Annotated in this window: 23 protein-coding genes; 10 read left to right on the top strand and 13 right to left on the bottom strand. The window is 37.0% G+C overall.

Features of this window, described 5'->3' with window-relative positions:
• The first annotated feature begins 14 nt into the window (after nucleotides 1-14).
• The 4 genes from ptsN (at nucleotide 15) to mgtE (ending at nucleotide 3,123) form a co-directional block, all read left to right on the top strand.
• Entirely contained in the window at nucleotides 15-470 is a 456-nt protein-coding gene (ptsN, locus tag H4J57_RS12580) for a PTS IIA-like nitrogen regulatory protein PtsN (protein WP_182229930.1), read from the top strand.
• Nucleotides 471-501: 31 nt separating this feature from the next.
• The gene (gene rapZ / locus H4J57_RS12575; RefSeq protein WP_182176378.1) at nucleotides 502-1,356 is read left to right on the top strand and encodes an RNase adapter RapZ; all 855 of its coding nucleotides are present in this window, start codon (nucleotides 502-504) and stop codon (nucleotides 1,354-1,356) included.
• Between the two features lie 13 nt (nucleotides 1,357-1,369).
• Entirely contained in the window at nucleotides 1,370-1,645 is a 276-nt protein-coding gene (locus H4J57_RS12570) for an HPr family phosphocarrier protein (RefSeq protein ID WP_182214633.1), read from the top strand.
• Nucleotides 1,646-1,764: 119 nt separating this feature from the next.
• On the top strand, nucleotides 1,765-3,123 hold the full coding sequence (gene mgtE / locus H4J57_RS12565) for a magnesium transporter (protein WP_182214634.1): 1,359 nt from the start codon (nucleotides 1,765-1,767) through the stop codon (nucleotides 3,121-3,123).
• A 103-nt stretch (nucleotides 3,124-3,226) separates the two neighbouring features.
• Here the strand turns inward: mgtE and pmbA are convergent, their stop codons facing one another.
• Nucleotides 3,227-4,594 (bottom strand): metalloprotease PmbA, encoded by a 1,368-nt coding sequence (gene pmbA / locus H4J57_RS12560; protein WP_404842431.1) that lies wholly within the window; start codon nucleotides 4,592-4,594, stop codon nucleotides 3,227-3,229.
• A gap of 107 nt (nucleotides 4,595-4,701) precedes the next feature.
• Here pmbA and yjgA point away from each other — a divergent pair, with 107 nt between their 5' ends.
• On the top strand, nucleotides 4,702-5,226 hold the full coding sequence (gene yjgA, locus H4J57_RS12555; RefSeq protein ID WP_182176379.1) for a ribosome biogenesis factor YjgA: 525 nt from the start codon (nucleotides 4,702-4,704) through the stop codon (nucleotides 5,224-5,226).
• Between the two features lie 153 nt (nucleotides 5,227-5,379).
• Here the strand turns inward: yjgA and efp are convergent, their stop codons facing one another.
• Entirely contained in the window at nucleotides 5,380-5,949 is a 570-nt protein-coding gene (efp, locus tag H4J57_RS12550; protein WP_070374890.1) for an elongation factor P, read from the bottom strand.
• Between the two features lie 56 nt (nucleotides 5,950-6,005).
• On the opposite strand from efp, the gene epmB reads away from it, so the two are divergent.
• Both epmB and H4J57_RS12540 read left to right on the top strand, forming a co-directional pair.
• Nucleotides 6,006-7,022, top strand: coding sequence for an EF-P beta-lysylation protein EpmB (gene epmB, locus H4J57_RS12545; protein WP_182243166.1), 1,017 nt, complete (start codon nucleotides 6,006-6,008; stop codon nucleotides 7,020-7,022).
• A 38-nt stretch (nucleotides 7,023-7,060) separates the two neighbouring features.
• The gene (locus H4J57_RS12540; protein ID WP_070374891.1) at nucleotides 7,061-7,372 is read left to right on the top strand and encodes a hypothetical protein; all 312 of its coding nucleotides are present in this window, start codon (nucleotides 7,061-7,063) and stop codon (nucleotides 7,370-7,372) included.
• 90 nt (nucleotides 7,373-7,462) lie between these two features.
• Here H4J57_RS12540 and H4J57_RS12535 read toward each other — a convergent pair whose 3' ends face one another.
• The 4 genes from H4J57_RS12535 to H4J57_RS12520 form a co-directional block, all read right to left on the bottom strand.
• On the bottom strand, nucleotides 7,463-7,972 hold the full coding sequence (locus H4J57_RS12535) for a DUF3016 domain-containing protein (RefSeq protein ID WP_182243142.1): 510 nt from the start codon (nucleotides 7,970-7,972) through the stop codon (nucleotides 7,463-7,465).
• 110 nt (nucleotides 7,973-8,082) lie between these two features.
• Nucleotides 8,083-8,616, bottom strand: coding sequence for an RNA polymerase sigma factor SigX (sigX, locus tag H4J57_RS12530; protein ID WP_182243140.1), 534 nt, complete (start codon nucleotides 8,614-8,616; stop codon nucleotides 8,083-8,085).
• Nucleotides 8,617-8,635: 19 nt separating this feature from the next.
• Entirely contained in the window at nucleotides 8,636-9,460 is an 825-nt protein-coding gene (locus H4J57_RS12525; RefSeq protein WP_182243138.1) for a mechanosensitive ion channel family protein, read from the bottom strand.
• Nucleotides 9,460-9,726, bottom strand: a complete 267-nt coding sequence (locus H4J57_RS12520) for a hypothetical protein (protein WP_182214642.1) — start codon at nucleotides 9,724-9,726, stop codon at nucleotides 9,460-9,462. Before H4J57_RS12520 ends, H4J57_RS12525 begins: the two co-directional genes overlap by 1 nt.
• A gap of 261 nt (nucleotides 9,727-9,987) precedes the next feature.
• Here H4J57_RS12520 and H4J57_RS12515 point away from each other — a divergent pair, with 261 nt between their 5' ends.
• A complete protein-coding gene (locus H4J57_RS12515) occupies nucleotides 9,988-11,058 on the top strand; it encodes an OmpA family protein (RefSeq protein ID WP_182243136.1) in 1,071 nt (356 codons plus the stop codon).
• Nucleotides 11,059-11,760: 702 nt separating this feature from the next.
• On the opposite strand, the gene H4J57_RS12510 is transcribed toward H4J57_RS12515, so the two are convergent.
• From H4J57_RS12510 to H4J57_RS12495, 4 genes are all read right to left on the bottom strand, one after another.
• Entirely contained in the window at nucleotides 11,761-14,784 is a 3,024-nt protein-coding gene (locus tag H4J57_RS12510; protein WP_182243134.1) for a YncE family protein, read from the bottom strand.
• A gap of 278 nt (nucleotides 14,785-15,062) precedes the next feature.
• Nucleotides 15,063-16,706: a chaperonin GroEL gene (groL, locus tag H4J57_RS12505; protein ID WP_070374904.1), complete on the bottom strand. Its 1,644-nt coding sequence runs from the start codon at nucleotides 16,704-16,706 to the stop codon at nucleotides 15,063-15,065.
• A gap of 120 nt (nucleotides 16,707-16,826) precedes the next feature.
• Nucleotides 16,827-17,120, bottom strand: coding sequence for a co-chaperone GroES (locus H4J57_RS12500; protein ID WP_070374905.1), 294 nt, complete (start codon nucleotides 17,118-17,120; stop codon nucleotides 16,827-16,829).
• A gap of 117 nt (nucleotides 17,121-17,237) precedes the next feature.
• Entirely contained in the window at nucleotides 17,238-17,750 is a 513-nt protein-coding gene (locus tag H4J57_RS12495; protein WP_182214649.1) for an FxsA family protein, read from the bottom strand.
• 158 nt (nucleotides 17,751-17,908) lie between these two features.
• Between H4J57_RS12495 and cutA the strand changes: the two genes are divergently transcribed.
• Nucleotides 17,909-18,220, top strand: coding sequence for a divalent-cation tolerance protein CutA (gene cutA / locus H4J57_RS12490; RefSeq protein ID WP_182214650.1), 312 nt, complete (start codon nucleotides 17,909-17,911; stop codon nucleotides 18,218-18,220).
• A 5-nt stretch (nucleotides 18,221-18,225) separates the two neighbouring features.
• On the top strand, nucleotides 18,226-20,052 hold the full coding sequence (locus H4J57_RS12485) for a protein-disulfide reductase DsbD (protein WP_182243132.1): 1,827 nt from the start codon (nucleotides 18,226-18,228) through the stop codon (nucleotides 20,050-20,052).
• Between the two features lie 42 nt (nucleotides 20,053-20,094).
• Here H4J57_RS12485 and H4J57_RS12480 read toward each other — a convergent pair whose 3' ends face one another.
• From H4J57_RS12480 to H4J57_RS12470, 3 genes are read right to left on the bottom strand one after another with little or no spacing between them, the layout of a single operon-like run.
• On the bottom strand, nucleotides 20,095-22,557 hold the full coding sequence (locus H4J57_RS12480) for a bifunctional diguanylate cyclase/phosphodiesterase (protein ID WP_182243130.1): 2,463 nt from the start codon (nucleotides 22,555-22,557) through the stop codon (nucleotides 20,095-20,097).
• A 13-nt stretch (nucleotides 22,558-22,570) separates the two neighbouring features.
• Complete coding sequence (locus H4J57_RS12475) at nucleotides 22,571-23,755, bottom strand: hypothetical protein (RefSeq protein WP_182221200.1); 1,185 nt, start codon at nucleotides 23,753-23,755, stop codon at nucleotides 22,571-22,573.
• A 1-nt stretch (nucleotide 23,756) separates the two neighbouring features.
• Nucleotides 23,757-24,155 (bottom strand): hypothetical protein, encoded by a 399-nt coding sequence (locus H4J57_RS12470; protein ID WP_182221201.1) that lies wholly within the window; start codon nucleotides 24,153-24,155, stop codon nucleotides 23,757-23,759.
• Nucleotides 24,156-24,306: the final 151 nt, after the last annotated feature.

Below are 24,306 nucleotides of genomic sequence, written 5' to 3'. Positions count from 1 at the left end.
ATCTAAGTAGTATAATGAAGTTGCAAGATATCCTTACCCTTGATTGCACCCTGTGTGCGATTAAGGGTACAAGCAAAAAAAAACTCCTTGAAATAATTAGCGAAACTGCGGCAAAAAAATTCGATAATATTGATACTCATCAATTATTCGAAAGCTTAATGGCGCGTGAAAAGGTTGGCTCTACCGGCATAGGAAATGGCATTGCGATTCCTCATGGTCGATTAACTAACACGTCACAAGTTATTGCTGTATTGCTGACCAGTGAACAAGCCGTTGAATTTGATGCGATAGACAACCGTGCTGTCGATATTATTATTGCGTTATTTGTACCTGAAGAAAACTGCCAACAACATTTAGATACCTTACAAAGTATTGCGCAAATATTTAGTACTAAACAATTCGCAAAGCAAGTAAGAAAATGCCAAAATTCGCAAGAGCTTTTTACTTTAATAAAGCATGCTAAACGTTAATAAAATCTAATAATAATCCAGGAAAACTCAAATGAAACTCTTGATAGTCAGTGGTCGCTCAGGGTCAGGTAAAAGTGTCGCCTTACGTGTACTCGAAGATTTAGGCTACTACTGTGTCGATAATATTCCGGTGAATTTATTGCCTGCATTAGCACATACCGTTATTAATGATTACGACAAAGTAGCGGTTAGTTTAGATGTACGTAACTTACCCAATGACCCTAATGACGTTTCAGAAATATTAGATTATCTACCAAAAACGGTAAAACTCGATATTCTGTATTTAGATGCTGATGACTCTGATCTTATTCGACGTTTTAGTGAAACGCGTCGTTTACATCCTTTGATTAAACAAAATATCCCACTCGACCAAGCCATCTCTTTAGAGAAAAAGCTGCTTGAGCCTATTTCCACGCGTGCGGGTTTGTATATTAATACCAGTCAGTTATCACCTCATCAATTATCTGATTTAGTGCGTGAGCGAATTTTAGGCAAAACCTCGGCATCTATGGTGGTGGTGTTTGAATCTTTTGGCTTTAAACACGGTGTACCACAAGACGCAGATTATGTTTTTGATGCACGTTTTCTGCCTAACCCTTTTTGGGAAACAGACTTAAAAGGTTTTACCGGTTTAGATCAACCCGTGCGAGACTTTCTTGCTAGCCAACCGATTGTCACTAAATTTATCTGGCAAATTAACAGTTTTATGATGACGTGGTTACCCCACTTAGAAAGAAACAATCGCAGCTATATTACTATCGCCATTGGTTGTACGGGTGGAAAACACCGATCGGTTTATATTGCAGAAATATTAGCAAACAATCTTAGAAAAGAACGCGAAGATGTTCAGTCTCATCATCGCGATATTAAAATACAAAGCACTTAATAACGGTCACTGTATGCCAAAATATAATAAATCATTAACCATTAGCAATAAACTGGGATTACATGCACGTGCTGCCACTAAACTTGCCCAGTTAAGCCAAAAGCTTAATGCTAACGTTACTATTTGCTTAGAGGGCAAAGAAGCTGATGCCAGTAGTATTATGGGGTTAATGTTACTGGCCGGTGGCTTTGGAAAAACAGTAGAGGTTATTACCCAAGGAGAAGATGCTCAACAAGCACTTGACGATGTATGCCAGTTATTTTCTGATAAATTTGATGAAGACGAATGATAAAAAGACTGAATAAAAAATAAAGTTACGTTATCATTCATTACAACACCTTAGCCAGCGCATCTTGACTAAGATATAAACAATATAATTTTCGTATTACTGCGGCACAGGAAAACTTTATGCCGGAAATATCAGAGCAACAACAAAATCATCAACGCCTGCAACAAGTCAATAAAGCACTTGGTAGCGGTATGTTTGTGCACGTTCGAAAATTACTACAGAACATGCCAGCTTATGATATTGCTTTAATATTAGAGTCATCTCACCCGAAAAGTCGTGCCGTTTTATGGCAACTTATCGACGCTGATAATCACGGTGAAGTACTTGAAGAACTCAATGAGGAAGTTCGAAAAGGCATTTTAAAAACTATCCGCCCTGAAAAATTAGCCGCCGTTGCTGAAGGCATGGATGTTGATGATTTAGCTGAAGTTTTACGTACTCTACCCGATAGTGTTTATCAAGAAGTATTAAGTGCTATGGACTCGCAAGACCGAGGTCGAGTCGAAGCAGCGTTATCATTTGAAGAAGATACCGCTGGCGGTATCATGAACACCGATACCATAACAATTCGTCCCGATGTAACGGTTGATGTGGTATTGCGCTATTTACGCTTACGAGGTGATTTACCTGAAGCGACCGATTCTTTTTATGTGGTCGATGGTAAAAATCACTTTATTGGCGCCGTTTCTCTAGCGGCGATAATTACCGCCAAACCTGAAATTATCGTCTCAACACTCATTGATAAAGATATCGAAGCAATTCAAGTGCATTTGTCTGATAGTGACGTAGCACAACTCTTTGAAAAATTTGATTGGTTCTCTGCACCAGTGATTGATGATGAAGGCCGTTTGCTTGGTCGTATCACGATAGACGATGTTATCGATATTATTCGTGAAGATGCCGAGCATTCGATGATGAGTATGGCGGGTTTAGATGGAGAGGCAGATACCTTTGCTCCGGTTTTAAAAAGCACGCAACAACGCTCTATTTGGCTTGGCGTTAATCTCATTACCGCACTACTTGCTGTTGCTGTATCGAGTATGTTCGAAGGTGTTTTAAGCCAACTGGCTATTTTAGCTATTTTAAATTCTTTAGTGCCTAGTATGGGTGGTGTTGCCGGTAACCAAACCTTAACACTGGTTGTTCGCGCCATTGCGCTAGGCCATGTTGGCGACTCAAATGCGAGAATACTTATTCAGAAAGAACTTGCTGTTGGTTTTCTTAATGGCGTTATCTGGGCGGTATTAATTGCTGGTGTTGTGGCTATTTGGCAACAAAATTTAATGCTTGGTGGCGTTATAGCCTTTGCAATGTTAATGAATTTAACCGCTGCTGGTATCGCTGGTGTCGCTATCCCGCTGTTTTTGAAAAGGATGAATATTGACCCTGCTCTCGCTGGTAGTGTGATATTAACAACGATTACCGATGTGGTTGGAATATTCGCTTTCTTAGGTACTGCAACTTTATTCCTAACCTAAACTAGATATGGGCTTATTGAGATCTTGATACCTTTTCAAGATCTCAATACTAGTCTGTTGGTTTTAATAATCAAATGTACCTTATTAAAATAACACGATTTGATTAATTGCCGCCAACCTGCATCTCTTCAATTAACAATGAACCCGTTAAAATACTGCCTCGTAAATCAACATCACTACCGACAGCAACTAAGCCTTTAAAAATATCAGATAAATTACCCGCAATGGTAACTTCTGATACCGGGTAAGCAATTTCGCCGTTTTCAACCCAGAAACCGGCAGCGCCACGTGAATAATCACCATTGACTACATTAACGCCTTGTCCCATTAATTCAGTGACAAGAAAGCCAGTACCGAGTTTTTTCAACATGGCATTAAAGTCACCACCATTGGCAGAACCTTTGGCGTTAATTTGCCAATTATGAATACCACCGGCATGGCCAGTAGATTTAAGCCCTAGCTTACGTGCTGAGTAACTGGTTAATAGATAGGTCTCTAAACAACCATCGACAATAATTTCACGGTCAACCGTTTTTATGCCTTCACTGTCGAAAGCACTACTCGCTAAGCCCTTTAAAATATGAGGGCGTTCACTGATGTTTAAAAAGTCAGGAAAAACTTGTTTACCAATAGCGTCCATTAAAAAAGATGATTTACGGTATAAATTGCCACCGCTGATCGCCGCAATAAAATGTCCAAAAATGGAATTAGCAATATCGGCACGAAACATCACCGGCACTTTTCCTGTCGGTAATTTTTGAGCATTTAATCTCGATAGCGCTTCTTTTGATGCTTGCACACCAATAGCGATGCCATTATCCATTAAATCAAAATCACGATTGACGGTGTAAGCATAATCTCTTTGCATATCATCACCTTCAGAGGCGATCATTACGCAGCTTAAACTATGTCGAGAACTTGGATAGCCAACAATCTGCCCATTGCTATTGCCATACACTTTATAGCCTTCAAAGCTATCAAGTGATGCACCATCTGAGTTAGTAATACGAGGATCATACGCTAGCGCACTATCTTCACATTCTTTGGCGAGTTGAATAGCTTGGTCTGTTGTCAAAACTTTTGGGTGATATAAGTCTAAATCAGCAGGCGACATTTCAAGCATGTCCTTGTCTGCTAATCCTGAACAGTCGTCAACAGAGGTATACTTTGCAATATTAACCGCCGCTTGTACTGTTTGTTTTAACGCCGCTTCTGATAAATCTGCGGTTGAAGCACTCCCTTTACGACCTTGCTGGTAAACAGTAATACCCAATGCACCGTCATTAGTAAACTCAACCGTTTCAACTTCACCAAACCGCGTACCAACACTTAACCCTTGTTGGCGGCTTATAGAAGCTTCAGCTGCATCTGCTCCTAGCGATTTTGCTAAGTCGAGTACTTGTGCTACACGTTGCTCAACGTCTCTTAATTGTTCGTTCATCGATTGTTTAGCGTTCATCGTTTCAGTCATAATTTATTGTTTTCTTCTATAAATGCAGGAAATTGGAGAATATGCGCTGTATACCATAAGCACTTACGAGTATAATAGCGATAATTATCACTTTAATAACGAATATTATGCCCGACTCTGCTAACGATATCGATGAATTAGATGAAGAATTAAAAAGTAAATCAGAAGTAAAGCGCGAAATGATCCAGTTACAAATCTTTGGACAGTCGCTTATTGATTTATCTAAGCATCAGCGCAGTAAAATTCCTTTTACTGAGGAGATTAAGGACGCCTTAATTTTAGCTGATAAAATTAAAAACAAACATGAAGCATTACGTCGCCATGTTCGCCACTTGGCAAGAATATTATCAGAATCTGATTTAGAGCCAATTAAACATGCTCTTGATGTTATGGCAAATAAGCATCAACAAGAAACAGCTAAGTTTGTTAAGCTTGAAAAGATGCGTGATGACGCTATTGATGAGGGTAATGACTTTGTTGAAGCTTTACTGAACGAGCATGAGTCGATGGAAAGACAAAAGCTACGTCAATTAGTACGACAAGCGGCAAAAGAGAAAAAAGCAGAAAAGCTTGGCAAGTATTACAAAGAGCTATTTGATTATCTAAAACTTCATACTAGACAGATAAACTAGTCGTTTATCTATAAAAAAACCTGCATTAGCAGGTTTTTTTAATACTAAATTTTATTCATTGCTAAATTACAATAAAGCTAAGTAGCCCAAATGCACTGGCTACTTATTAAGACGCTTATTGAAAATAGCACAGTAGATAATCGTTTAAAGTGCTTATTTACTTGCACGCGATACGTATTCACCCGTACGCGTATCCACTTTAACTGTCTCACCAATTTGAATAAATAGCGGTACACGAATAACCGCACCGGTATGTAAAGTTGCTGGTTTTCCACCCGTACCGGCAGTATCACCTTTTAATCCTGGATCTGTTTCTGTAACATCTAGATCAACAAAATTAGGGGTTGTTACTGTGATAGGTGAACCATTCCATAAAGTAATGGTACAAAGATCGCCTTCTTTTAACCATTTAATACAGTCTACAACTGCTTTTTCATCAGCGGCAATTTGCTCAAAGGTATCATTATTCATAAAATGCCAGAATTCACCGTCAGCATACAAGTACGCTAGCTCGGTTTCCATTACATCAGCGCCCTCGCAAGACTCGCCTGATTTAAAGGTTTTTTCTAAGACTTTATTAGAAATTAGTTTACGAATTTTTACGCGGCTAAAGGCTTGGCCTTTACCTGGTTTTACTAATTCGTTTTCTAAAATGTTACATGGTTCGCCGTCAATCATTAATTTAAGGCCAGCCTTAAATTGGTTTGTACTAAAATTAGCCATATGAATGTTCTCTTATACTCAAACAAATAACGCAGAGATTTAAATTGAAATTACAAATGCCGCAGATAATACCCCAAATAAGCGAACAATTGCACATTTCTTGGCAAAAAGAGTTAAGTAATGTCGTTACAGATCCGAAAAAGCTTTTAGATATGCTAGAAATTGACAGCCAAGATTATCTGCAACACTTTTCCGCACGTAAGTTATTTCCGGTCCGTGTACCCCGACCTTTTATTACAAGAATGAAAAAAGGCGACTTTAACGATCCGCTGCTTAAACAGGTTATGCCACTCTCTGATGAGTTTGTTGTCTCTGATGGCTATTCAATGGATCCACTAGAAGAGCACGACACTGTTGCCGAAGGCTTATTGCATAAATATAAGCACAGAGTATTGATGATTATAAAGTCAGGCTGTGCGGTTAATTGCCGTTATTGTTTTCGTCGCCACTTTCCTTATGATGAAAACAGTCCCAATAAGGTTCGTTGGCAGCCGGCGCTAAAATATATTGCCGATCATCCTGAAATTAATGAAGTGATTTTCAGTGGTGGCGATCCTTTAATGGCAAGTGATGATCACCTACAATGGCTTATTGAACAACTTGAGCCGATTAAGCATTTGACACGCTTGCGTATTCATACGCGTTTACCCATTGTTATCCCGCAGCGTATAACAACATCATTAGTGAGCATTTTGTCTGAAACTCGATTAAAGGCAACCATGGTTTTACATATTAATCACCCTAATGAAATCGATGATGAAGTAAAGCAAGCACTCGAAAAACTTCGTGTGGCAAGAATTCCTTTGTTCAATCAAAGCGTATTATTAAAAGGAGTGAACGATGACGCCAAACTCTTATGTCAACTCAGCGAAACTTTATTTGATAGTGGTATTCAACCTTATTACTTACATATGTTTGATCCCGTACAAGGGGTTGCTCACTTTGATATTTGTGAAGAAGAGGCAAAAATAATCGTCCAAAAAATGATGGCGATATTACCTGGCTTTTTAATGCCAAAATTAGTACGAGAAATTGCGGGAGAAGCTAACAAAACGCCCATCAATTTGGCATAATAGCGATATATCAAAACACTCGTCAATATAGAGACACTATGAGCGCAACTGTTAGTAAGCAACTCGTTGATAATATTTCAATTATTTTAAAAAAATCGCTAGCCGCTGATGCGACTTTAGCCGATTTAAGAAAAAACAAGCAAGCAAGCTTTGAGGCAATATTTAAAGCAGACGCTGGTTTCAAATGTTCGGCAAATACTTTTCAGCCTTATGTTGAAGAAGTCGCGAACGATTTAATTTTTTGGCAAAAAACATCAGATCAACAAACGCTAATAGATACGGTAAAGAAAATAGAAAAGCTTTTTACCGTTTTAGCGAACTTTGAAAACAGTGCAACGGTTACCCATTAACGGTACCGCTTAAAAGTAAAAATAAAAAGGCCATCTTTATTACACTATAAAGATGGCCTTTTGCTTTATATAACGTTAAAAATGGGACGCTTATTTATCAACATAGTTTGCGAAAGCATCTTTAAACCAATCATCAAGCAATTTTTTTTCATAGCCTAACGCATTATTTCTATATTTTAAGCGTCCACCCATCATAAAACTCATATCTTTTAAATTAACATTGTCGCTAAGTATTATGACTTTCTCAGCATTTATTAATGTAAATGATAGTTTTATTCTTGGAAAATAAAGGTCTTTAATCACTCTGATTTGATGTAGACCGCTGGCGAGAACGTCACCCGCTAAATCAATGTCTGTTACGTCTATATTAAGTATTTGAGATGCGGGTAATGCTTTAGCAAGTTTGGATAAATGTTTTTCAAATTCGTTAAACATATTTTCTCGAAAGCGTTTTCGACCTTCCGTTCCTGAATCAATATCTCGGTATTTATCAGGCTCCGTCCAAGTGATGTTCACCTCAGCAGCTTGTGCTGTAGGAATCGTTAAGATCAGACCGCCTAGTATTAAAGCAGTCAATAAAGTGAATAGTGGTTTAATCATCATATATCCTTAACCATAAAGTTTATTAATGCCGAGTGATTTTTTTATATTTACCCTGAATAAAACGGCCCTAAAATTATCTTATCCATAGTTACACAGGTTACCAAACTTTACTGCTTTAATCGCTGTTGTAAAAAATCTACAACCCTTTTATGACGCATTTTTACCGCTGAAATATTGAGGTGACAAATATCGGCTATTTCTTGAAATTCCAAACCTGTGCGGTAACGTAGTAGCATAATATTACGATCAGCAAAGGACAGGTTAACCATTAATAATGAAAGTGCTGTCCCAAAATCTTTGTGGCTATTATCATCATTGGTTATACTTTCAAGATATTCATCATTGTGTTCGATAGTATCCCAACGGCGATCTCTTATTTTATTGATACATTCGTTATGGGCAATTTTAAATAGCCATGCTTTAAAAGATACCGCCCACTTAAAGCTTTTTAAGTGGGCGAGTACCTTTATAATTATTTCTTGTACGACGTCTTCGGCATCAGGCTGATGCTTAAGTAACTTTACACAGTATCCTTTTAAAACAGGTAAATAAGATGTAATTAGTTGCTGAAAAAGACGCGTATCATAAGGCAGGCTTGCTTGTACTAGGGCAACAAGCTCGCGTTCATTAAGCGTAGTCAAACCGTCAAATAAGCCTCTACTATTGCTTAATAACTTTATTAGCTAATAAGAAAGTATTCGGTATCGTCGTTAGCGACTCATCGGCTGCCATCACTTTACTCGCAACACTGCCAATAACAGCTAAGGTACCCTTAATGTCTATTACTTCAATAACGTCACCTATTTGGTACATCTCTCGAAGGTAAACGCCAGCAACAATTTCTTGGGCCATGGCTTTAGTGCCGATACCTAAAGAAATAGCCGCCGCTAAACCGACACTGCCAATAAGTACTGTCATAATGTTATTTAGCAAAGAAACATCTATGTCTAATTGCGTAATAGATAAAGAAACAGTAATAACGATAATAATACCGCGGCATACTTCGGCAACGGAACGGCCATAGTCAACACCAGTATTCTTAGCGGCTATTTTTACACCATTAAAAACAATTTGCGCAACAAAGAAGCCACAAATTAAGACAGCGAGTGAAGCAAGTAATTTAGGTAAAAACAACACCAATGTGTCGATTAAGCCGGAAAGTACGGTTAAGCCTAAAATATCTAGAGCCGCTAATAAAAAGATAAGTAAGAAGAATGTCGAAATAAGACTAGCAACAACTTGGCTACCCGTTAAAGTAACATCCATTTTTTTCAGCAGTGAATCTAGACCCAGTTTATTTAAAAACGTATCAAAACCAATTTTAATTAATGATTTATTAAGAAAGTTTTTAATGAGTGTTGAAATAATCCAACCGACAAGTAGAAATAAAATAGCGACAATTAAATCAGGTAAAAAAGTAACCACTTTATGCCAAACAGTTATTAAGCCAGAGTAAGCTTTGTCGGTGATGTTTTCAGTATCCATTATCTATTCTCATTATTAGTTATGCTATTGCTTGTTATTTTTGGGCAAGGTGCCATCTGTTTAAATATCGGTTTTAAAACTTTCATAAATAGGCTAATAAAAACAACCCAAAGTGAAGCTAAGCCCAATGCAACAAGATCTTTTGTACCTTGCTGATTATTTGCTGTTAAGGTTGCGCGCTTAAAAAGCTGATCATCTGATGTACTAAAAGCAACATCTGCATCACAGCTTAATTCTTTCGCTAAACTCTTTTCTATGTCTTTCATCTCATCCTCGAGCAATAGTTTTATCGCTTTATTCTTTAACGACTGAGCCGTTAAAAAGTCACATTAAATCTGTATGTTTTTTATTCTTATTTTTATCTATACACATTAACTTTTTTAAATCGGGTGCATTCTACGCTAAACAATTTTGAGTTTTAGCGTTAATTTAGTAAAATTAAGAAAAATTTGTGACTTTTGAGTTTCTTATCGGTTATAGAGCCAGAAATTACATCACATTACCCGAAACTTAATAAGGATTTATCCATGAAAACTTTTAACATGACTCTGATAGCTGCATTAATAAGCTCTCCACTAGCTGCAGAAACTATTGATAAAACATGGGAGCTTGGTGTGTTTAGCGACTACATCAAGTCAGATACAAACAAAGAAAACAATATTGACTGGCAACGAATTGAAGCGGGCAAAAGCCTTGGTATTGATTTACAAAAAATCATTAATGAGCGTTGGGACATTCGTTTAGAATTAGCTAAAACACGTTACGACATTGAAAATGGCAATGATAAAGATTACGGAACACGTGCCGGTATCGATGCGATTTATAAAGTTGAAGATAGCAGTTTTTACCTTTTCACTGGTGTAAAACGCTTTAACAATGTTAGAAGTTATAACGCGGCTAATGTAGGTGCGGGTTATAACCTTCAAATTAATGATCGTTTCTCTCTATACAGCGAAGCCGCTGTTTATCGCGATCTTGATTACGGTCAAACAGATCAAGGTATTAAACTAGGTGTAAAATATACTTTTGGCGATGTTAAAAAATCACCTGTTGTTAACAAAGCTGTTGTTAACAAAGCTGTTATGGAAACGATGAAGTCAACGCCAGTCGTTAAAAAAGTGATGATGGTTGATACTGACAACGATGGTGTTAGTGATAACAACGACCGTTGTGCTAATACACCGGCAAATGTAAAGGTTGATTCTCAAGGCTGTACGTTATATTCAGAAAAATCAGTCGAAATTAAGTTAAATGTTATCTTTGAAAATAATAGTTCATTGGTTAAGCCAGCAATGGTTGATGATGTTCAGCGTTTAGCTGATTTCATGAAAGAATACCAAAACACAAGTGTTGTTATTGAAGGACACAGTTCGGCTTCTGGTAGTGAAGAATATAACCTAATGCTTTCGCAAAAACGTGCTGATACCATTAAAGGCTTATTAATTAATAAGTTTTCTATCGATGCTAGCCGTTTATCTGCAAAAGGCTTTGGTGAAACACAGTTGATTGCTAAAGGAACTTCGCCTGCAGACAATAGTGTAAACCGCAGAGTTGTAGCGAAAATAGAAACTGTCGTTAAAAAAGTGATTACAAAATAAGGCTAAATTGCCTAACTAAAAGGGAAGCCATTTGGGCTTCCCTTTTTTATTACTTTCAATGAAAGTCTCTTGATAAATCAGTTTACTCGATGTGTATAGAGCGCAGTATTAAAAGCCTATATAACTTTCGGCTAATTAATGACAATCACTCAGATAAAGTGATTATCTGAAGGACATAAGACCTCGTCAATATTATGCATTCGCATTATTGGCCGTAAAATTTACAGACCTTAATAAACAAATAAAGCCCAAATATTTATATTCAGGCTTTTCAATTTTGAGCTATAAATGGTTTTGACTATTTATGCGCAGGATAAACGGTTTACTTCAAGGCGCTTTATTGTGACGTTTAGTGTTTCTTAAACGAACGATAACGCAACGAAGAAGTTAACTGTTAAGACAAGCATAATTACATCATGCCGCCGATACATACATTAACCACTAATTTTACTTAATAAGTAAGATTGGAATAATTTTGATACCCCACCTTATACCCCCACGAACTTATTATTCGATTAACTTATTGTAATTTATTAAAATTATATTATTTGGTGTAAATATTGTGTTTTACTTAAACGAACCTAGTAAAAATTACTAGTGACTTACAGCTGGGAACTAGAAGTAAAACACCATTTCTTCGGCATCAAGCCTGTAAGCGAGAGAAACTACTTAAGACAATTTTTATCTAGTACATTTACCATTCTATTTAAGGGAAGAGCCGGGTATTAAGAACAACTTCCCTTTAGAATTAGTTGCTCCAATGTCCCCATTGTTTGTAATAAAACTGACTCCACTTTTACGAGACTTTTTACTAATATCTTCATTCAGGCCACCAAGCCACTCACCTGTGATTAATGAATATTTGCTAATAGATACACCATGGTCTACATGTAAATCATGGCTTACAAAGTATATGTTTTCATCAACCTCATCCAAAATCAAGCTGCCATAACTATATTGGCCACCGTCCAGATTAAATGGGGAAGTCAACTCTCCATTTACCATATCAAATACATTGCCATAAATATCGTAAAGTAATTTATCACTAGAAATTGTTAATTCATCAAATATTGGAGAACCGTAACCTGACGGCGAATAATATTGCGTATCTAATGCTTCTATCGCACCACCACTTATATCAAACTCCTCTACACCGCCATATGTACCTATACCAATCAATCGATTTTTTTCTAAGAAAGCAACTTTTCTAGCGCCCGTACCTTCTAAAAATGATTCGGTTATTTCACTTTGATCTGAATGGTAAAAACTAAGGTACGATGCATTACTCAAAAAACCTTCATCTACTCCTACAATGAATTCTTCATCAGAAAATGGCGAAGAAGCCATAAAAGATATTAGCCCAACGACAAGATCAATATCGCCATTAAGAAAATCAGGAGTTACGTTTTTAGCAGCTATCACTAGCGTATCTTTAGTTTTGAAAGTATCCAGATCAATTTCAATAATTTTATCTGAATCATCAAAACCAACATATAGTTTGTCTTTGTTGCCAGAGAGACTCATAGAGGTTGGCTCGGAGCCTACATAAACATGATCAATTGTTTCTTTAGATTCCAAATCAATAATTACAACAGAGTTTCCATTTATGCCATATACGCTAGGTAGTGCTCCATATACTCGGTTTCTGACGGAATCATAGATCGCATTTGAAAACTGACAATCCATACTTCCCCAGTATTCATTACCACTTTCTATAACCAGTGAACATGCTTTATTATATTTTTCTTGTGCATTAAGCTCTTTTTTCGGAATCGCATATATTCCAGTATGGCTAAAAATTAATAAGTGTGACTCTGTAGCACTCATTTCCGTTACATTGTCGTCTCTCGGTAATTCAAGAGGAAATTCTGCTGTAGGTAAAAATTGTTCATATGAGTAAACAATAATTTTATTATCTTCATCAAAGAAGTATGCTTTATTTTCATCAATTTCAAAAAATTTAGCTGAGTAATGATTACTCCAACCTGACCTATCTTTTCTTTCGAATTTACCGAGCTTAGTAAAATTACTGGGGTCGTACATGCTACGCCAATCGAATAATGAGCCGTCAACAATAGACAGGTCATGACTACTATCAGATGAAAGTGATATGTTTAACAGTTCTCCAAAACCGTTTCCATTAATAGGTACTGAAAACAAATTTATAACTGTATAACCTTTACCATCTAAAAATATCGACTTATCGTCAGGTGCAAATATTATTGAGTCTTGAAGCCCACCAATTTTTGAAGAATCATTACTAGGGACATTTTTGAATGATATAGGCAATTGCTGTCCACTTTGAACTAAGACAATATTGGTACAGTCCAGGTAACCTTGTTTTCCAAGTCTCAAAGCATAATAATCATTAGTTTGATTAGCAGCTACTGCATCACAAATGAATACTTTTGCTTCGTCGAAATTTGGATCTCCAGATTCGTATCCATAATCAATATTGAGGTTAAATATTTCAGAATTATCAGATAAATTATAACAAGTAAATACATCACTTTCTTCCAATACAGAGCAGTATTGAGAAGCGTCATATGAGACAATAATACTTTTTATTTTAGCGGAATTAAAACTCATTAATTCTATAATTTCATGAGAATTGATATCTATTGCAACTAAAGAATTTGGAAACATTACATCCAGCTCTGTAGTGAGAATTAAAATTCTATTATTTAGTTTGTCTTCAAAAATTTGCCTAGTACTTAATGATTTTCGCCCAACTTTTAAATCAGATGCTATCTCTTGAACTCGTCCCATTCTATTAGAATCAGAGTGTATGTACCCTTCGAATACTTCTCCCCAGATAATTTCACCTAAAACTTCATATGAACTATCACCGTTATCATCTAAACTTACAGTGTCATTAGAGATATTTATCGAGCTGTTGTCTCCAGAGCAACTTACGTCTGAAGATGTAGGATAATTACCTGCAAAATAAATAAAGTCGGACTCGCATGTAAAATTTCCGCCTATACTAGAACTATCAAAATCACCCCGAAAACTCATCTTATTTTCATAGTTGCCTGAAATTCGCTCAGAAAAGGTGATTTTAGATATTTTGAAATTTTCAGCTGATTCAGATAAGCCTTCTTGTGTTAATTTAAAAAATCCTTCATCATCAGATTCAACGGTTATGACTTCGTCATCAGTTAGATTATAAGTCACCTTGAAGTCACCTGAAACTACCCCCGATGTTCCGTCCTCAATAGAGTTAAGCTGGAAGTTTTGCGTTGACAAATTTGCTTCTAGTGTGATGCTATTATTTTCATCAATAAGAAATTTAATTATTTCAAGATCTACGCTACCTGTTACATCATCATCTAATATGTGATCAAAGCATGAATCATAATGAATGGTAACCCGTTCACCAACATTAACAAAAAAATCATTGTTTGAATCATGATGATTTACAGCAGTAGTCCCTCTTTCATTCGTTACGTTTTCTAACTTACATTTTGCCCCTGAAGATATATTCCCGTAATAATCAAGAAAGATAGACAAAACCGAATCGGAAAGTTGTAAAACAGCTTCTGAGTAAAAAGAACCATATGCAATAACACCTGCATTATCTTCAGTTATTTTAAGTGAATAAGTGGGTGTTGGAGTGGGGGGTGGAGTGAGTGTTGGAGCTGAATCTCCTCCTCCGCCACACCCTAAAACTAAAGTTGCTAAAAAAATAATTAAAGATGTTTTCGATAAAAAGTTTAAGTCCATTTATTCTATCCATTTAAAGTGTATTGAGCCATAAAAAATAGATATTTAAAGGCTTTAGATAATAATAAAATAATTATCTATTAGTAAAATAGAATAAGTCAATGTAAATTTTTAGAAAAAACATAAGTCAATGCCGATCCCTTATAATAATAAAACTACTTCTGATATTTTCCTATTTAACAAGTTTCAAGAAATTCTAACACGTTTATCTTTAGAGAAAAAAGCCCGAATATTGCTATTCGGGCTTTCTATTGAGCTAGGGTTTTATGTAATAAAAATTACATCATGCCGCCCATTCCACCCATACCGCCCATATCAGGCATGCCACCAGCGCCAGCATCTTTTACTGGTGCATCAGTGATCATAGCTTCGGTTGTTAACATTAAGCCAGCGACAGAAGCAGCAAACTGTAATGCACTACGCGTTACTTTAGTTGGGTCAAGAATACCCATTTCTAACATATCACCGTAAGTAGAGTTACCAGCATTGTAACCAAAGTTACCTTTACCGTTACGCACTTCGTTTAATACGACTGAAGCTTCATCACCACAGTTAGCAACGATTTGACGTAGAGGTGCTTCCATTGCGCGAATTGCAACGTTAATACCATGTGTTTGATCTTCGTTGGCACCTTCAAGGTCTTTGATAAGGTCAGCAGCGCGAACTAATGCAACACCACCACCAGCAACAACACCTTCTTCTACCGCGGCACGAGTTGCATGCAATGCATCTTCAACACGGGCTTTTTTCTCTTTCATTTCGATTTCTGTTGCTGCGCCAATTTTAATAACCGCAACACCGCCAGCTAATTTAGCTAAACGTTCTTGTAACTTTTCTTTATCGTAATCAGAAGATGAGTCTTCGATTTGACCACGAATTTGCATTACGCGACCTTGTATATCAGCTTCGTTACCAATACCATCAATAATCGTTGTATTGTCTTTAGTGATAACAACACGTTTAGCTTGGCCTAAATCTTCTAATGTTGCTTTTTCAAGCTCCATACCGATTTCTTCAGATATTACCGTACCACCCGTTAATGTCGCGATATCTTGTAACATTGCTTTACGACGGTCACCAAAACCAGGTGCTTTAACCGCTGCAACTTTAACGATGCCGCGCATGTTGTTTACCACTAATGTTGCTAAAGCTTCACCTTCAACATCTTCAGCAATAATTAATAATGGCTTACCTGATTTTGCAACACCCTCTAAAGTAGAAAGTAATTCGCGAATGCTGCCTACTTTTTTGTCTACTAAGAGAATGAATGGGCTTTCTAATTCAACAGTGCCACTTTCTTGGTTGTTGATAAAGTAAGGAGATAAATAGCCACGGTCGAATTGCATACCTTCAACAACGTCTAATTCGTCAGTTAACGCTTGACCTTCTTCAACAGTAATTACGCCTTCAGTGCCCACTTTTTCCATCGCTGTTGCGATGATTTTACCGACAGTTTCGTCAGAGTTAGCAGAGATAGTGCCTACCTGCTCAATCGCTTTGTTATCGCTACATTCTTGTGACAAACCTTTTAATGCTTCAACGGCGGCAATAACTGCTTGGTCGATACCACGTTTTAAGTCCATTGGGTTCATGCCGGCAGCAATTGATTTCAAACCTTCATTTACAATAGCTTGCGCTAAAACAGTTGCAGTAGTTGTTCCGTCACCAGCTTCATCATTGGCTTTAGAAGCAACTTCTTTAACCATCTGTGCGCCCATGTTTTCAAATTTGTCTTCTAATTCAATTTCTTTTGCAACAGTAACACCATCTTTAGTGATGATTGGACCACCAAAAGATTTGTCTAATACAACATTACGACCTTTAGGGCCTAATGTTACTTTTACCGCGTCAGCTAAAACATTTACACCACGTAGCATTTTTGCTCGTGCGTCATTTCCAAATAATACGTCTTTTGCAGCCATGTTGTTTCTTCCTATATTTTGTTAGTTTGTCGAACATCGTTCGACTACAATAATTAATACACTGTAAGTTGAGGCTTAGCCTAACGAATTCCTACAGTTTATATAAAGTCAGTAGCGTTACTATGACTCAACAATCGCTAAAATGTCTGATTCAGAAAGGATCAAAACTTCTTCGCCATCAATTTTTTCAGTTTTAACGCCGTAACCTTCACTAAAAATAACTTGGTCACCTACTTTTACGTCTAAAGCACGTACTTCGCCATTTTCTAAAATGCGACCGTTACCGACAGCGATAACTTCACCGCGCGTTGATTTTTCTGCAGCACTTCCTGTTAAAACAATACCACCAGCTGATTTTGATTCTACTTCTTTACGTTTAATTATTACGCGGTCATGTAATGGACGAATGCTCATTAATTTTCTCCTGAGAGTTTATTCACTCTCAATAAATTTAAATAAAAGGTTATAAAACTTTGTTGCAATTAAAGATGGGGCTAATTTAAAACTTCACAAGCCCCGTTAAAAAATTTTTTATTCTTTGCGCTCATACTCACCTTCAAGCGTTTCACCTTGGTGGTGTTCAATCGGCTTCTTAGTGCCTAAACCCTGCTCAAATGGATCAGACGTAACTGGCTGTTCTTGCTGAGTATGCACCGAACTTTGATAAGTAAAACCAGCCGCGCTTTGATTCATGACTAAATGTGACTGCACTGACTTTATCAACAGACTTCTCACACTAGGGATCAGGAGAGATAGCCCAAAAATGTCAGTAACAAAGCCAGGCGTTACTAAAAGTATGCCCGCAACCAGTAAAAGTAGTCCTGCAACTATTTCATCTGAAGGCATTTCTCCTTGCGCCATTTTAGTTTGTACTGAGTTTAAGGTGGCAATCCCCTGCTGTTTAACATTTCTGGCACCCAGCCATGCAGTAATAATAACAATAGCAATTGTTGGCCATGCGCCAAGCCAAGTACCAACATTGATCAGTACCATAATTTCGATAATAGGAACGACAATAAAAAGGATAAATAGAAATCGAAACATTTAAAGTCTCTTCATTAAAAAATTTTATATAAGATGAAACATATATGGGGTTGTACAGGTCTTTTTCAAGCATCAGGTAAATACAAGCTAGTTCATATGGTAATAAGCTATTAATTGTCATTTAAATAGCTTAAGTTTTTGTTAAGGAAAATACGTTAATGTTTCAATTAATAATGTGCACTTGTCCTGATATTAGCAATGCGAAATTGATTGCAAAACACTTAATACAAGAGAAACTGGCCGCTTGTGTCAATATTATTCCTAACGTTATCTCTGTTTATCGCTGGCAAGATAATATTGAATGTGATGAAGAAATACAGTTAATGATAAAAACACAAACCAATAAGTTTAACGATGTAGCTAGTGAAATTAAACGCTTACATCGTTATGATACCCCTGAAATTATCGCCATGAACATCCAGCAAGGCGACGATAGTTATTTAAACTGGATCACTGAGTCTTTAAAATAGTTGTTATGAAAAAAATTGTCTTACTTTTTTGGTTAGTTTTAACCAGTATTTTTTTACAAGTACCCAATGCTCAAGCTCAAGATTCAATTTTTGATACTTCGTCCGCTTCGTTATTCAGTAACGATGATGAGTTTCTTAGTGTCGAAGAAGCCTTTGAATTTAATTTTCACCAGAAGGATGATCAATTATCTGTTTCCTTTACCATAGCTGAGGGCTATTACTTATATCGTCACCAGTTTAAGTTCAGTGTTGAAAACGCAGAAATAATCCCTGTCGAACTGCCTAAAGGTGAAGACCATGAAGATGAATTTTTTGGTGTTCAGCAAATATTTACCGAACAGCTTAACTTCACTATTAAACTTGTTAACGCTGATAGTAATGCCAGCATTAAAATACGCTATCAAGGGTGCGCAGCAAAAGGCTTATGTTACCCTCCTAAAAGTAAAGTTGTAGCTCTATCAAAAGTTAATAATGAAGAAGCCATTAACACCAACAATGTTTTGGCGGCGATATCACCTGATAATGAAACGGGCAATACATCTATTGCCGCTGAAAATGCCAGCGAACAACATCAATTAGCCGATATGCTCAAAGGTGATAATATTTGGCTAACACTACTCGCTTTTTTTGTTGGAGGCTTACTGCTTTCATTTACGCCTTGTGTATTTCCTATGTACCCTATTTTGACCGGTATTATCGTTGGGCAAGGCGATAAATTATCAACGTCAAAAGCCTTTCGTTTATCGTTTGCTTATGTACAAGGCATGGCAATAACTTATACCTTACTGGGCATTGTTGTTGCACTGGCCGGCGCTCAGTTCCAAGCAATGTTTCAACATCCTGCCGTTTTAATTGTGTTAAGTGTTTTATTCATCTTTTTAGCGCTTTCTATGTTTGGAGTTTTTAATCTTGCCTTGCCAAGTAGCTGGCAAAATAAATTGAATAACATCAGTAATAGCCAAAAAGGAGGCTCATACTTCGGTGTTGTTGTTATGGGTGCTATTTCTGGTTTAGTAGCGTCTCCATGTACTACCGCTCCTTTAACAGGTGCTCTACTATACATTTCACAATCGGGTGATATTTGGTTAGGCGCATCAGCGCTCTACGCATTAAGTTTAGGTATGGGTGTGCCATTACTTGTTTTGGGTAGTTCTGGTGGTAAATTATTACCAAAAGCAGGTACATGGATGACGGTAATTAAAAATGTATTTGGCTTATTACTACTCGCTGTTCCGATATTTTTAATGGAAAGGTTTTTACCTTCAGTGGTAACACAAGCCATGTGGGCAATATTGGTCTTATCAAGCGCAGGTTATTTTTATACCGTCAATCAACAGACCCAGAATAACTTTTGGTTTGGTGTTAGAAGTGTGGTGATATTTGTAATGATATTTTTTGGCGCCAACCAAGCTTTTCAACTGATAAGTCCTAGCCAAAATTTTGCTACAAGTAATCAAGAAGCTCCACAACAACACTTTACTAAAGTAGCAACATTACCAGAGTTGTTAGCAGCAGTAGACAATGCTAATGCACAAGGGAAGACTGTAATGGTCGATTTGTATGCCGACTGGTGTATCGCCTGTAAAGAGTTTGAAGAATACACCTTTAATGCCCCGCAAGTACAAAAAGTGCTGAGTAACACGGTATGGTTACAAATTGATATGACTGACTTCGATTCGACTGACAATGCTGAGTTTGCGGAAAAGTATCAAGTACTTGGCTTACCGAGTATTCTCTTCTTTGACCAACAAGGTAAAGAATTAACTCAGCAGCGCGTAACGGGGTTTATGGGCGCAGAAGAATTTACTGAACATCTACAAAAAATCCTTTAACCTTTAACAAACAAGCACACTTTAACTCGCAGAACTCGCGGGTTAAAGTGCTGATACTTTCCAATAACCATTAATAATTTTTGTATCAAGAAATTCCATTAGTTTGGTTTCAGGAATAGGTTTAGAAAAGTAATATCCTTGAATAATATCACAATCGTTTTCTGTTAAACTGCGTAACTGCGCACTCGTTTCAACACCTTCTGCGATAACCTGCAAACCTAAGTTCTTCACCATAGCAATGGTTGACATAATAATTTGATAATCAGCTCGATTTTCTAACATGCCAAATACAAAGCTTTTATCTATTTTAATAACGTCGACTGGCATTTTTTTCAAATAAGCTAATGACGAATAACCGGTACCAAAATCATCAATGGCAAAACTAAACCCTACATCTCTCAAGCCATTCATCATTTCAATTGCACTATCTATATTTTTTACTAAGGTTTGCTCAGTCAGCTCTAGTTCGAAGTGACTTGCCTCAAGCGAGAACTCATTAAGTAAATCGGTTAAATAAGGGGTTAGATGAGGATCGGCAAATTGACCTGCTGACAGATTTATCGCAATACGGACATCAGTTAAACCCTTATCAATAAAAGTTTGGCAAAGTTCAAAACAGCGTCTGATCACCCAATAACCCAGTTCAACCATGTGCTGAGAATTTTCAAGGAGAGGAATAAAATCTTCCGGCGAAACCATGCCTCGTTCAGGATGCTGCCATCGAAGTAACGCTTCAAAGCCGTATAGTTTTTTTGTTTTTGCATCTAACTGAGGTTGTAAACTTAAGCTAAATTGATTTTTAGCTAAAGCCTGTCTAACTTCACTTTCCATCATCACCCGAAGGGCAACTTTTTTATACATCTCTTCATGGTAAATATGATATTTGGCGCCACCATCATCTTTAGCTTCATACATAGCTATATCGGCATAACTGATCAGATCTTCTGACTTAGTCATTTCTTCAGGAGCAAAGGCTATTCCAATACTGGTGCTTACATAAAAAAGGCTATTTTGTATTTTAATTGGTTCTTTAAATGCTTCTAAAATTTCTTGTGCGACAAGCACTGCATCATTTTCATTATCGATATGACCAAGTACCACAACAAATTCATCACCACCAAATCGACAAGCCATATCAACTCTCCGAATACTGGAGCGCAAACGATTAGCCGCTTGAATTAACAACTTGTCGCCATCAGTATGACCATGACTATCATTTACTTTCTTAAAATCATCGAGATCTAAAAATAAAACGGCAATTTGTCCGTCACTGCGTGACACATTGAGAAACGCTTTACGCAGTTGATAGTTAAGCATATTGCGGTTAGGCAATCCTGTTAACAAATCATACATGGCAATATTTTCGAGCTCTTTCGTTTTTTGTTCAATTTCAAGATTTAACTGTTCAAGTTCAAAACTTAACTCGGTGGCCGCATTTGCTAAAATATCTAGTTCATCAATATATTTACCATTTCTTTGTAGGTCTGTTTGACGAAACCGATCAAATTCTTTTTTCGCCAATAGAGGTAAAACATCTGACAATACTAGTAAGCGACGAGTAAAGGGGCTAGCAACAAAATGAACAACAATCACTAAAGCAATAAGCACAACTAAGATAAAAATTAAAAATTGCCAACGATTTTGCTGATACTTATCTGTAAAAATAGTGGCGTCATCAATCAGTGCCAGATAATAAAAATCATCACGGGTATTTGCGATGGGAATTAAGTTAATCAGATAACTGCTATCGTTGGCTGTAGCTTTTATACCTTGAAAATTAATCATCTCGCTGTTGACAATTTCTTGGTTCGACATAAATAATTCACTGACTAGTTGAGTATTTGTTGAAGAGATAAATTTAGCGTCAGCAAGTATAATAGCCTCTTCGTTACCTGTTATTGATACAAGCTTGTCTACACGAGAAAAACTTACAACAGCCAACTCATCATCAAGCGCTTGATTTATATAATAAATCATATCAACAAGTGAAACTGTCATCGCAACAATCGCCATATCACCCTTACCGTTTAATACCGGTATGGTGATCAACTGAACACATTGACCCTCACAGTACAAAGTGTGTTCTGGTTGCTGATGTTTTAGTACATTTTCAATACTCAGCTGAACAAATTTAGGAATAGCATTAGAAAGGTATAACTCTTCATTATTTGCTGAAACTAACCATACATTTTCAACATTTTGATTCATTTGCAGGGTATCAAACTGCGCGGCAAACTCTTGTGCTAAAACGTCAAAATCAGCCTGTTCTTTTAACCGCACAATATCTGAAAACGACTCTAGCCACGTTAGTATCTTTTGACGTAATACGTTATTTTGCACAGAAAATTGTGCCTGGCCTTTACGTAAAGTATCACTTTGATATTGGGTGAATTCTTGATTTAACCTTGATAAAGACAAGTAAGAAAAAATAGACGTTAGGAGCAGTAACGCCCCAATAACTAGCACTAATAATTTAACAGGAACGCTAACAAATCTTTTTCTCATCAAGTTAGCCCCACTAGAACCAGTACATTAGTTGTAAGGCCCACATTTTCCAATGCTCACTGTTCGCCTCTGGGTTGGGTAACACAATAGGATTAACGCGCGCAGCGCCTTTTACCCAATGGTACTCTGCATTGATTCGTAAATTATCAGAAAAATCGTATGAAAACCCTAGCATTTTATCGTGCTGATAAGCAAAATAATAAGGTATGGTGCCAAAACTTTGTTGTTGTAATTGACGGCCTTTTTTATCATCCTTATTTGCATAGAAATTTTCAAAACGACTAATAAATTTCAATCGTTGATTTACCTTGTAAACCGCTTGAACATAACCACCTTGACCAATATTGACTTGGTTAAACTGAGCAGCATAAAAACCTTCCGTTAAAAACCTTGTTTGTAAAATTTCACTGGTAAACTCCCAGTGTTCACCTTCATATATAGCATTCACCGTATAAAACTGAAAAACAAATCGTCCATCAACAAAAAAATCAGGACTCTCATTTTTATAGTTAAATTCTGAATCCAATAAGGTTAGACCAAAGCGCCATTGTGAAAATACTGGCCGCCAATAAACACTCGCCTGCGTATCAAGCTCATGCTCGATATCTCCCTGTGCTAACTTACTGAGAATGACTTCTGAATCATCACTATCAATCGGACTTTTACCACGACTAAAATTGAAATCAAATTCGCCATATTTATCATTATTGTACGTCAATTTTAATGCAGCACCATCGCCACCAACAGCGATGTCACGAAAGCCATCAAAATAAGTCCCTTGCGGTAACAAAATTGAGGGCCGTGCAAAAGGAATATCACGGGTACTTGAATGTAACCAATGGGCATTTTTAAAACGACCAACAAATAAATTGGCTTGCCACTGCTCTGAACTATAAGCGCTCCAATCCATTAAGAAGTAATCAACACGCAAACCTTCTTTGTAGCGATTGCCCCCGTTTAAATAAACAGCTTGTGCCGCAAAGCGATAATCGTCAGATAATTGATACGAGGTATTAAGTCCTATTTCTGTTAACTTTAACGATATTTCGCCGTTATCATTAACGAAGTTGCTATTGTCGACGTCAATAACGCCTTGCGCAACAAAGCCATGTATTTTTAACGGATCTGCCGAATGCCCTTCCTGTGCGTGCGCATTAAGCGCAAGTAATGCTGATAAGCACATTACTTTATAATTCATTTTATTGATCGATTTTAAGCAGATTGACATCACTTACCTCATTAATATTTTCAATGTAACCAATGGCACCTGTGGTTGATTTAACGGCTTCAATTAGCTCCTCTTCACTTAACACCACAGTTGGTGCAATACCCATACCTGAGAAAGTCAACTTGTCCCATATGCGGTCAAGTTGATATGGAAATAAGCGTAAGGTGTCTTTACAAAATTTTTGATGGGTGGGATTAGTACTTGATAAAACAAAAATAGTTATTGGTAGGCCATTGGCCCATTTAGTTTGACGCATTGAATATATACGACGCAACTGAGTGGTTGTTATTGACACAGTATCAGCAGTGATATTGGTAATAACTTCGACCGCATGAGTTGCTGGACTGCCAATTAATATGACAAGAACCATTAATCTGATTAGAATTTGGCTGATAACTAAATCCTTGTTAATGAGAAATAAAGAGCTCTTTGTGTATCTAACAAAGTGCTCCGTAGCCACTAGTAGTAACCGAGTAAAGGAGACCACGCAACCCACTGCTATATGTTAACCTGTATATAAA

The sequence above is a fragment of the Colwellia sp. BRX8-7 genome, from assembly GCF_014077275.1.
In the GTDB taxonomy this organism is placed as follows: Bacteria; Pseudomonadota; Gammaproteobacteria; order Enterobacterales; family Alteromonadaceae; genus Colwellia_A.
The sequence above is the reverse complement of the archived record's forward strand: the minus strand, read 5'-3'. Positions and strand labels throughout refer to the sequence as shown.

Coding starts and splice junctions, on each gene's coding strand:
- H4J57_RS12485 (WP_182243132.1), top strand. CDS start 18,226: ATGAAAAAAATTGTCTTACTTTTTTGGTTAGTTTTAACCAGTATTTTT.
- H4J57_RS12570 (WP_182214633.1), top strand. CDS start 1,370: ATGCCAAAATATAATAAATCATTAACCATTAGCAATAAACTGGGATTA.
- H4J57_RS12510 (WP_182243134.1), bottom strand. CDS start 14,784: ATGGACTTAAACTTTTTATCGAAAACATCTTTAATTATTTTTTTAGCA.
- cutA (WP_182214650.1), top strand. CDS start 17,909: ATGTTTCAATTAATAATGTGCACTTGTCCTGATATTAGCAATGCGAAA.
- H4J57_RS12535 (WP_182243142.1), bottom strand. CDS start 7,972: ATGATTAAACCACTATTCACTTTATTGACTGCTTTAATACTAGGCGGT.
- rapZ (WP_182176378.1), top strand. CDS start 502: ATGAAACTCTTGATAGTCAGTGGTCGCTCAGGGTCAGGTAAAAGTGTC.
- H4J57_RS12500 (WP_070374905.1), bottom strand. CDS start 17,120: ATGAGCATTCGTCCATTACATGACCGCGTAATAATTAAACGTAAAGAA.
- H4J57_RS12470 (WP_182221201.1), bottom strand. CDS start 24,155: ATGGTTCTTGTCATATTAATTGGCAGTCCAGCAACTCATGCGGTCGAA.
- H4J57_RS12540 (WP_070374891.1), top strand. CDS start 7,061: ATGAGCGCAACTGTTAGTAAGCAACTCGTTGATAATATTTCAATTATT.
- pmbA (WP_404842431.1), bottom strand. CDS start 4,594: ATGACTGAAACGATGAACGCTAAACAATCGATGAACGAACAATTAAGA.
- H4J57_RS12520 (WP_182214642.1), bottom strand. CDS start 9,726: ATGAAAGACATAGAAAAGAGTTTAGCGAAAGAATTAAGCTGTGATGCA.
- H4J57_RS12475 (WP_182221200.1), bottom strand. CDS start 23,755: ATGAATTATAAAGTAATGTGCTTATCAGCATTACTTGCGCTTAATGCG.
- groL (WP_070374904.1), bottom strand. CDS start 16,706: ATGGCTGCAAAAGACGTATTATTTGGAAATGACGCACGAGCAAAAATG.
- mgtE (WP_182214634.1), top strand. CDS start 1,765: ATGCCGGAAATATCAGAGCAACAACAAAATCATCAACGCCTGCAACAA.
- ptsN (WP_182229930.1), top strand. CDS start 15: ATGAAGTTGCAAGATATCCTTACCCTTGATTGCACCCTGTGTGCGATT.
- H4J57_RS12515 (WP_182243136.1), top strand. CDS start 9,988: ATGAAAACTTTTAACATGACTCTGATAGCTGCATTAATAAGCTCTCCA.
- epmB (WP_182243166.1), top strand. CDS start 6,006: ATGCCGCAGATAATACCCCAAATAAGCGAACAATTGCACATTTCTTGG.
- efp (WP_070374890.1), bottom strand. CDS start 5,949: ATGGCTAATTTTAGTACAAACCAATTTAAGGCTGGCCTTAAATTAATG.
- H4J57_RS12495 (WP_182214649.1), bottom strand. CDS start 17,750: ATGTTTCGATTTCTATTTATCCTTTTTATTGTCGTTCCTATTATCGAA.
- H4J57_RS12525 (WP_182243138.1), bottom strand. CDS start 9,460: ATGGATACTGAAAACATCACCGACAAAGCTTACTCTGGCTTAATAACT.
- yjgA (WP_182176379.1), top strand. CDS start 4,702: ATGCCCGACTCTGCTAACGATATCGATGAATTAGATGAAGAATTAAAA.
- H4J57_RS12480 (WP_182243130.1), bottom strand. CDS start 22,557: ATGAGAAAAAGATTTGTTAGCGTTCCTGTTAAATTATTAGTGCTAGTT.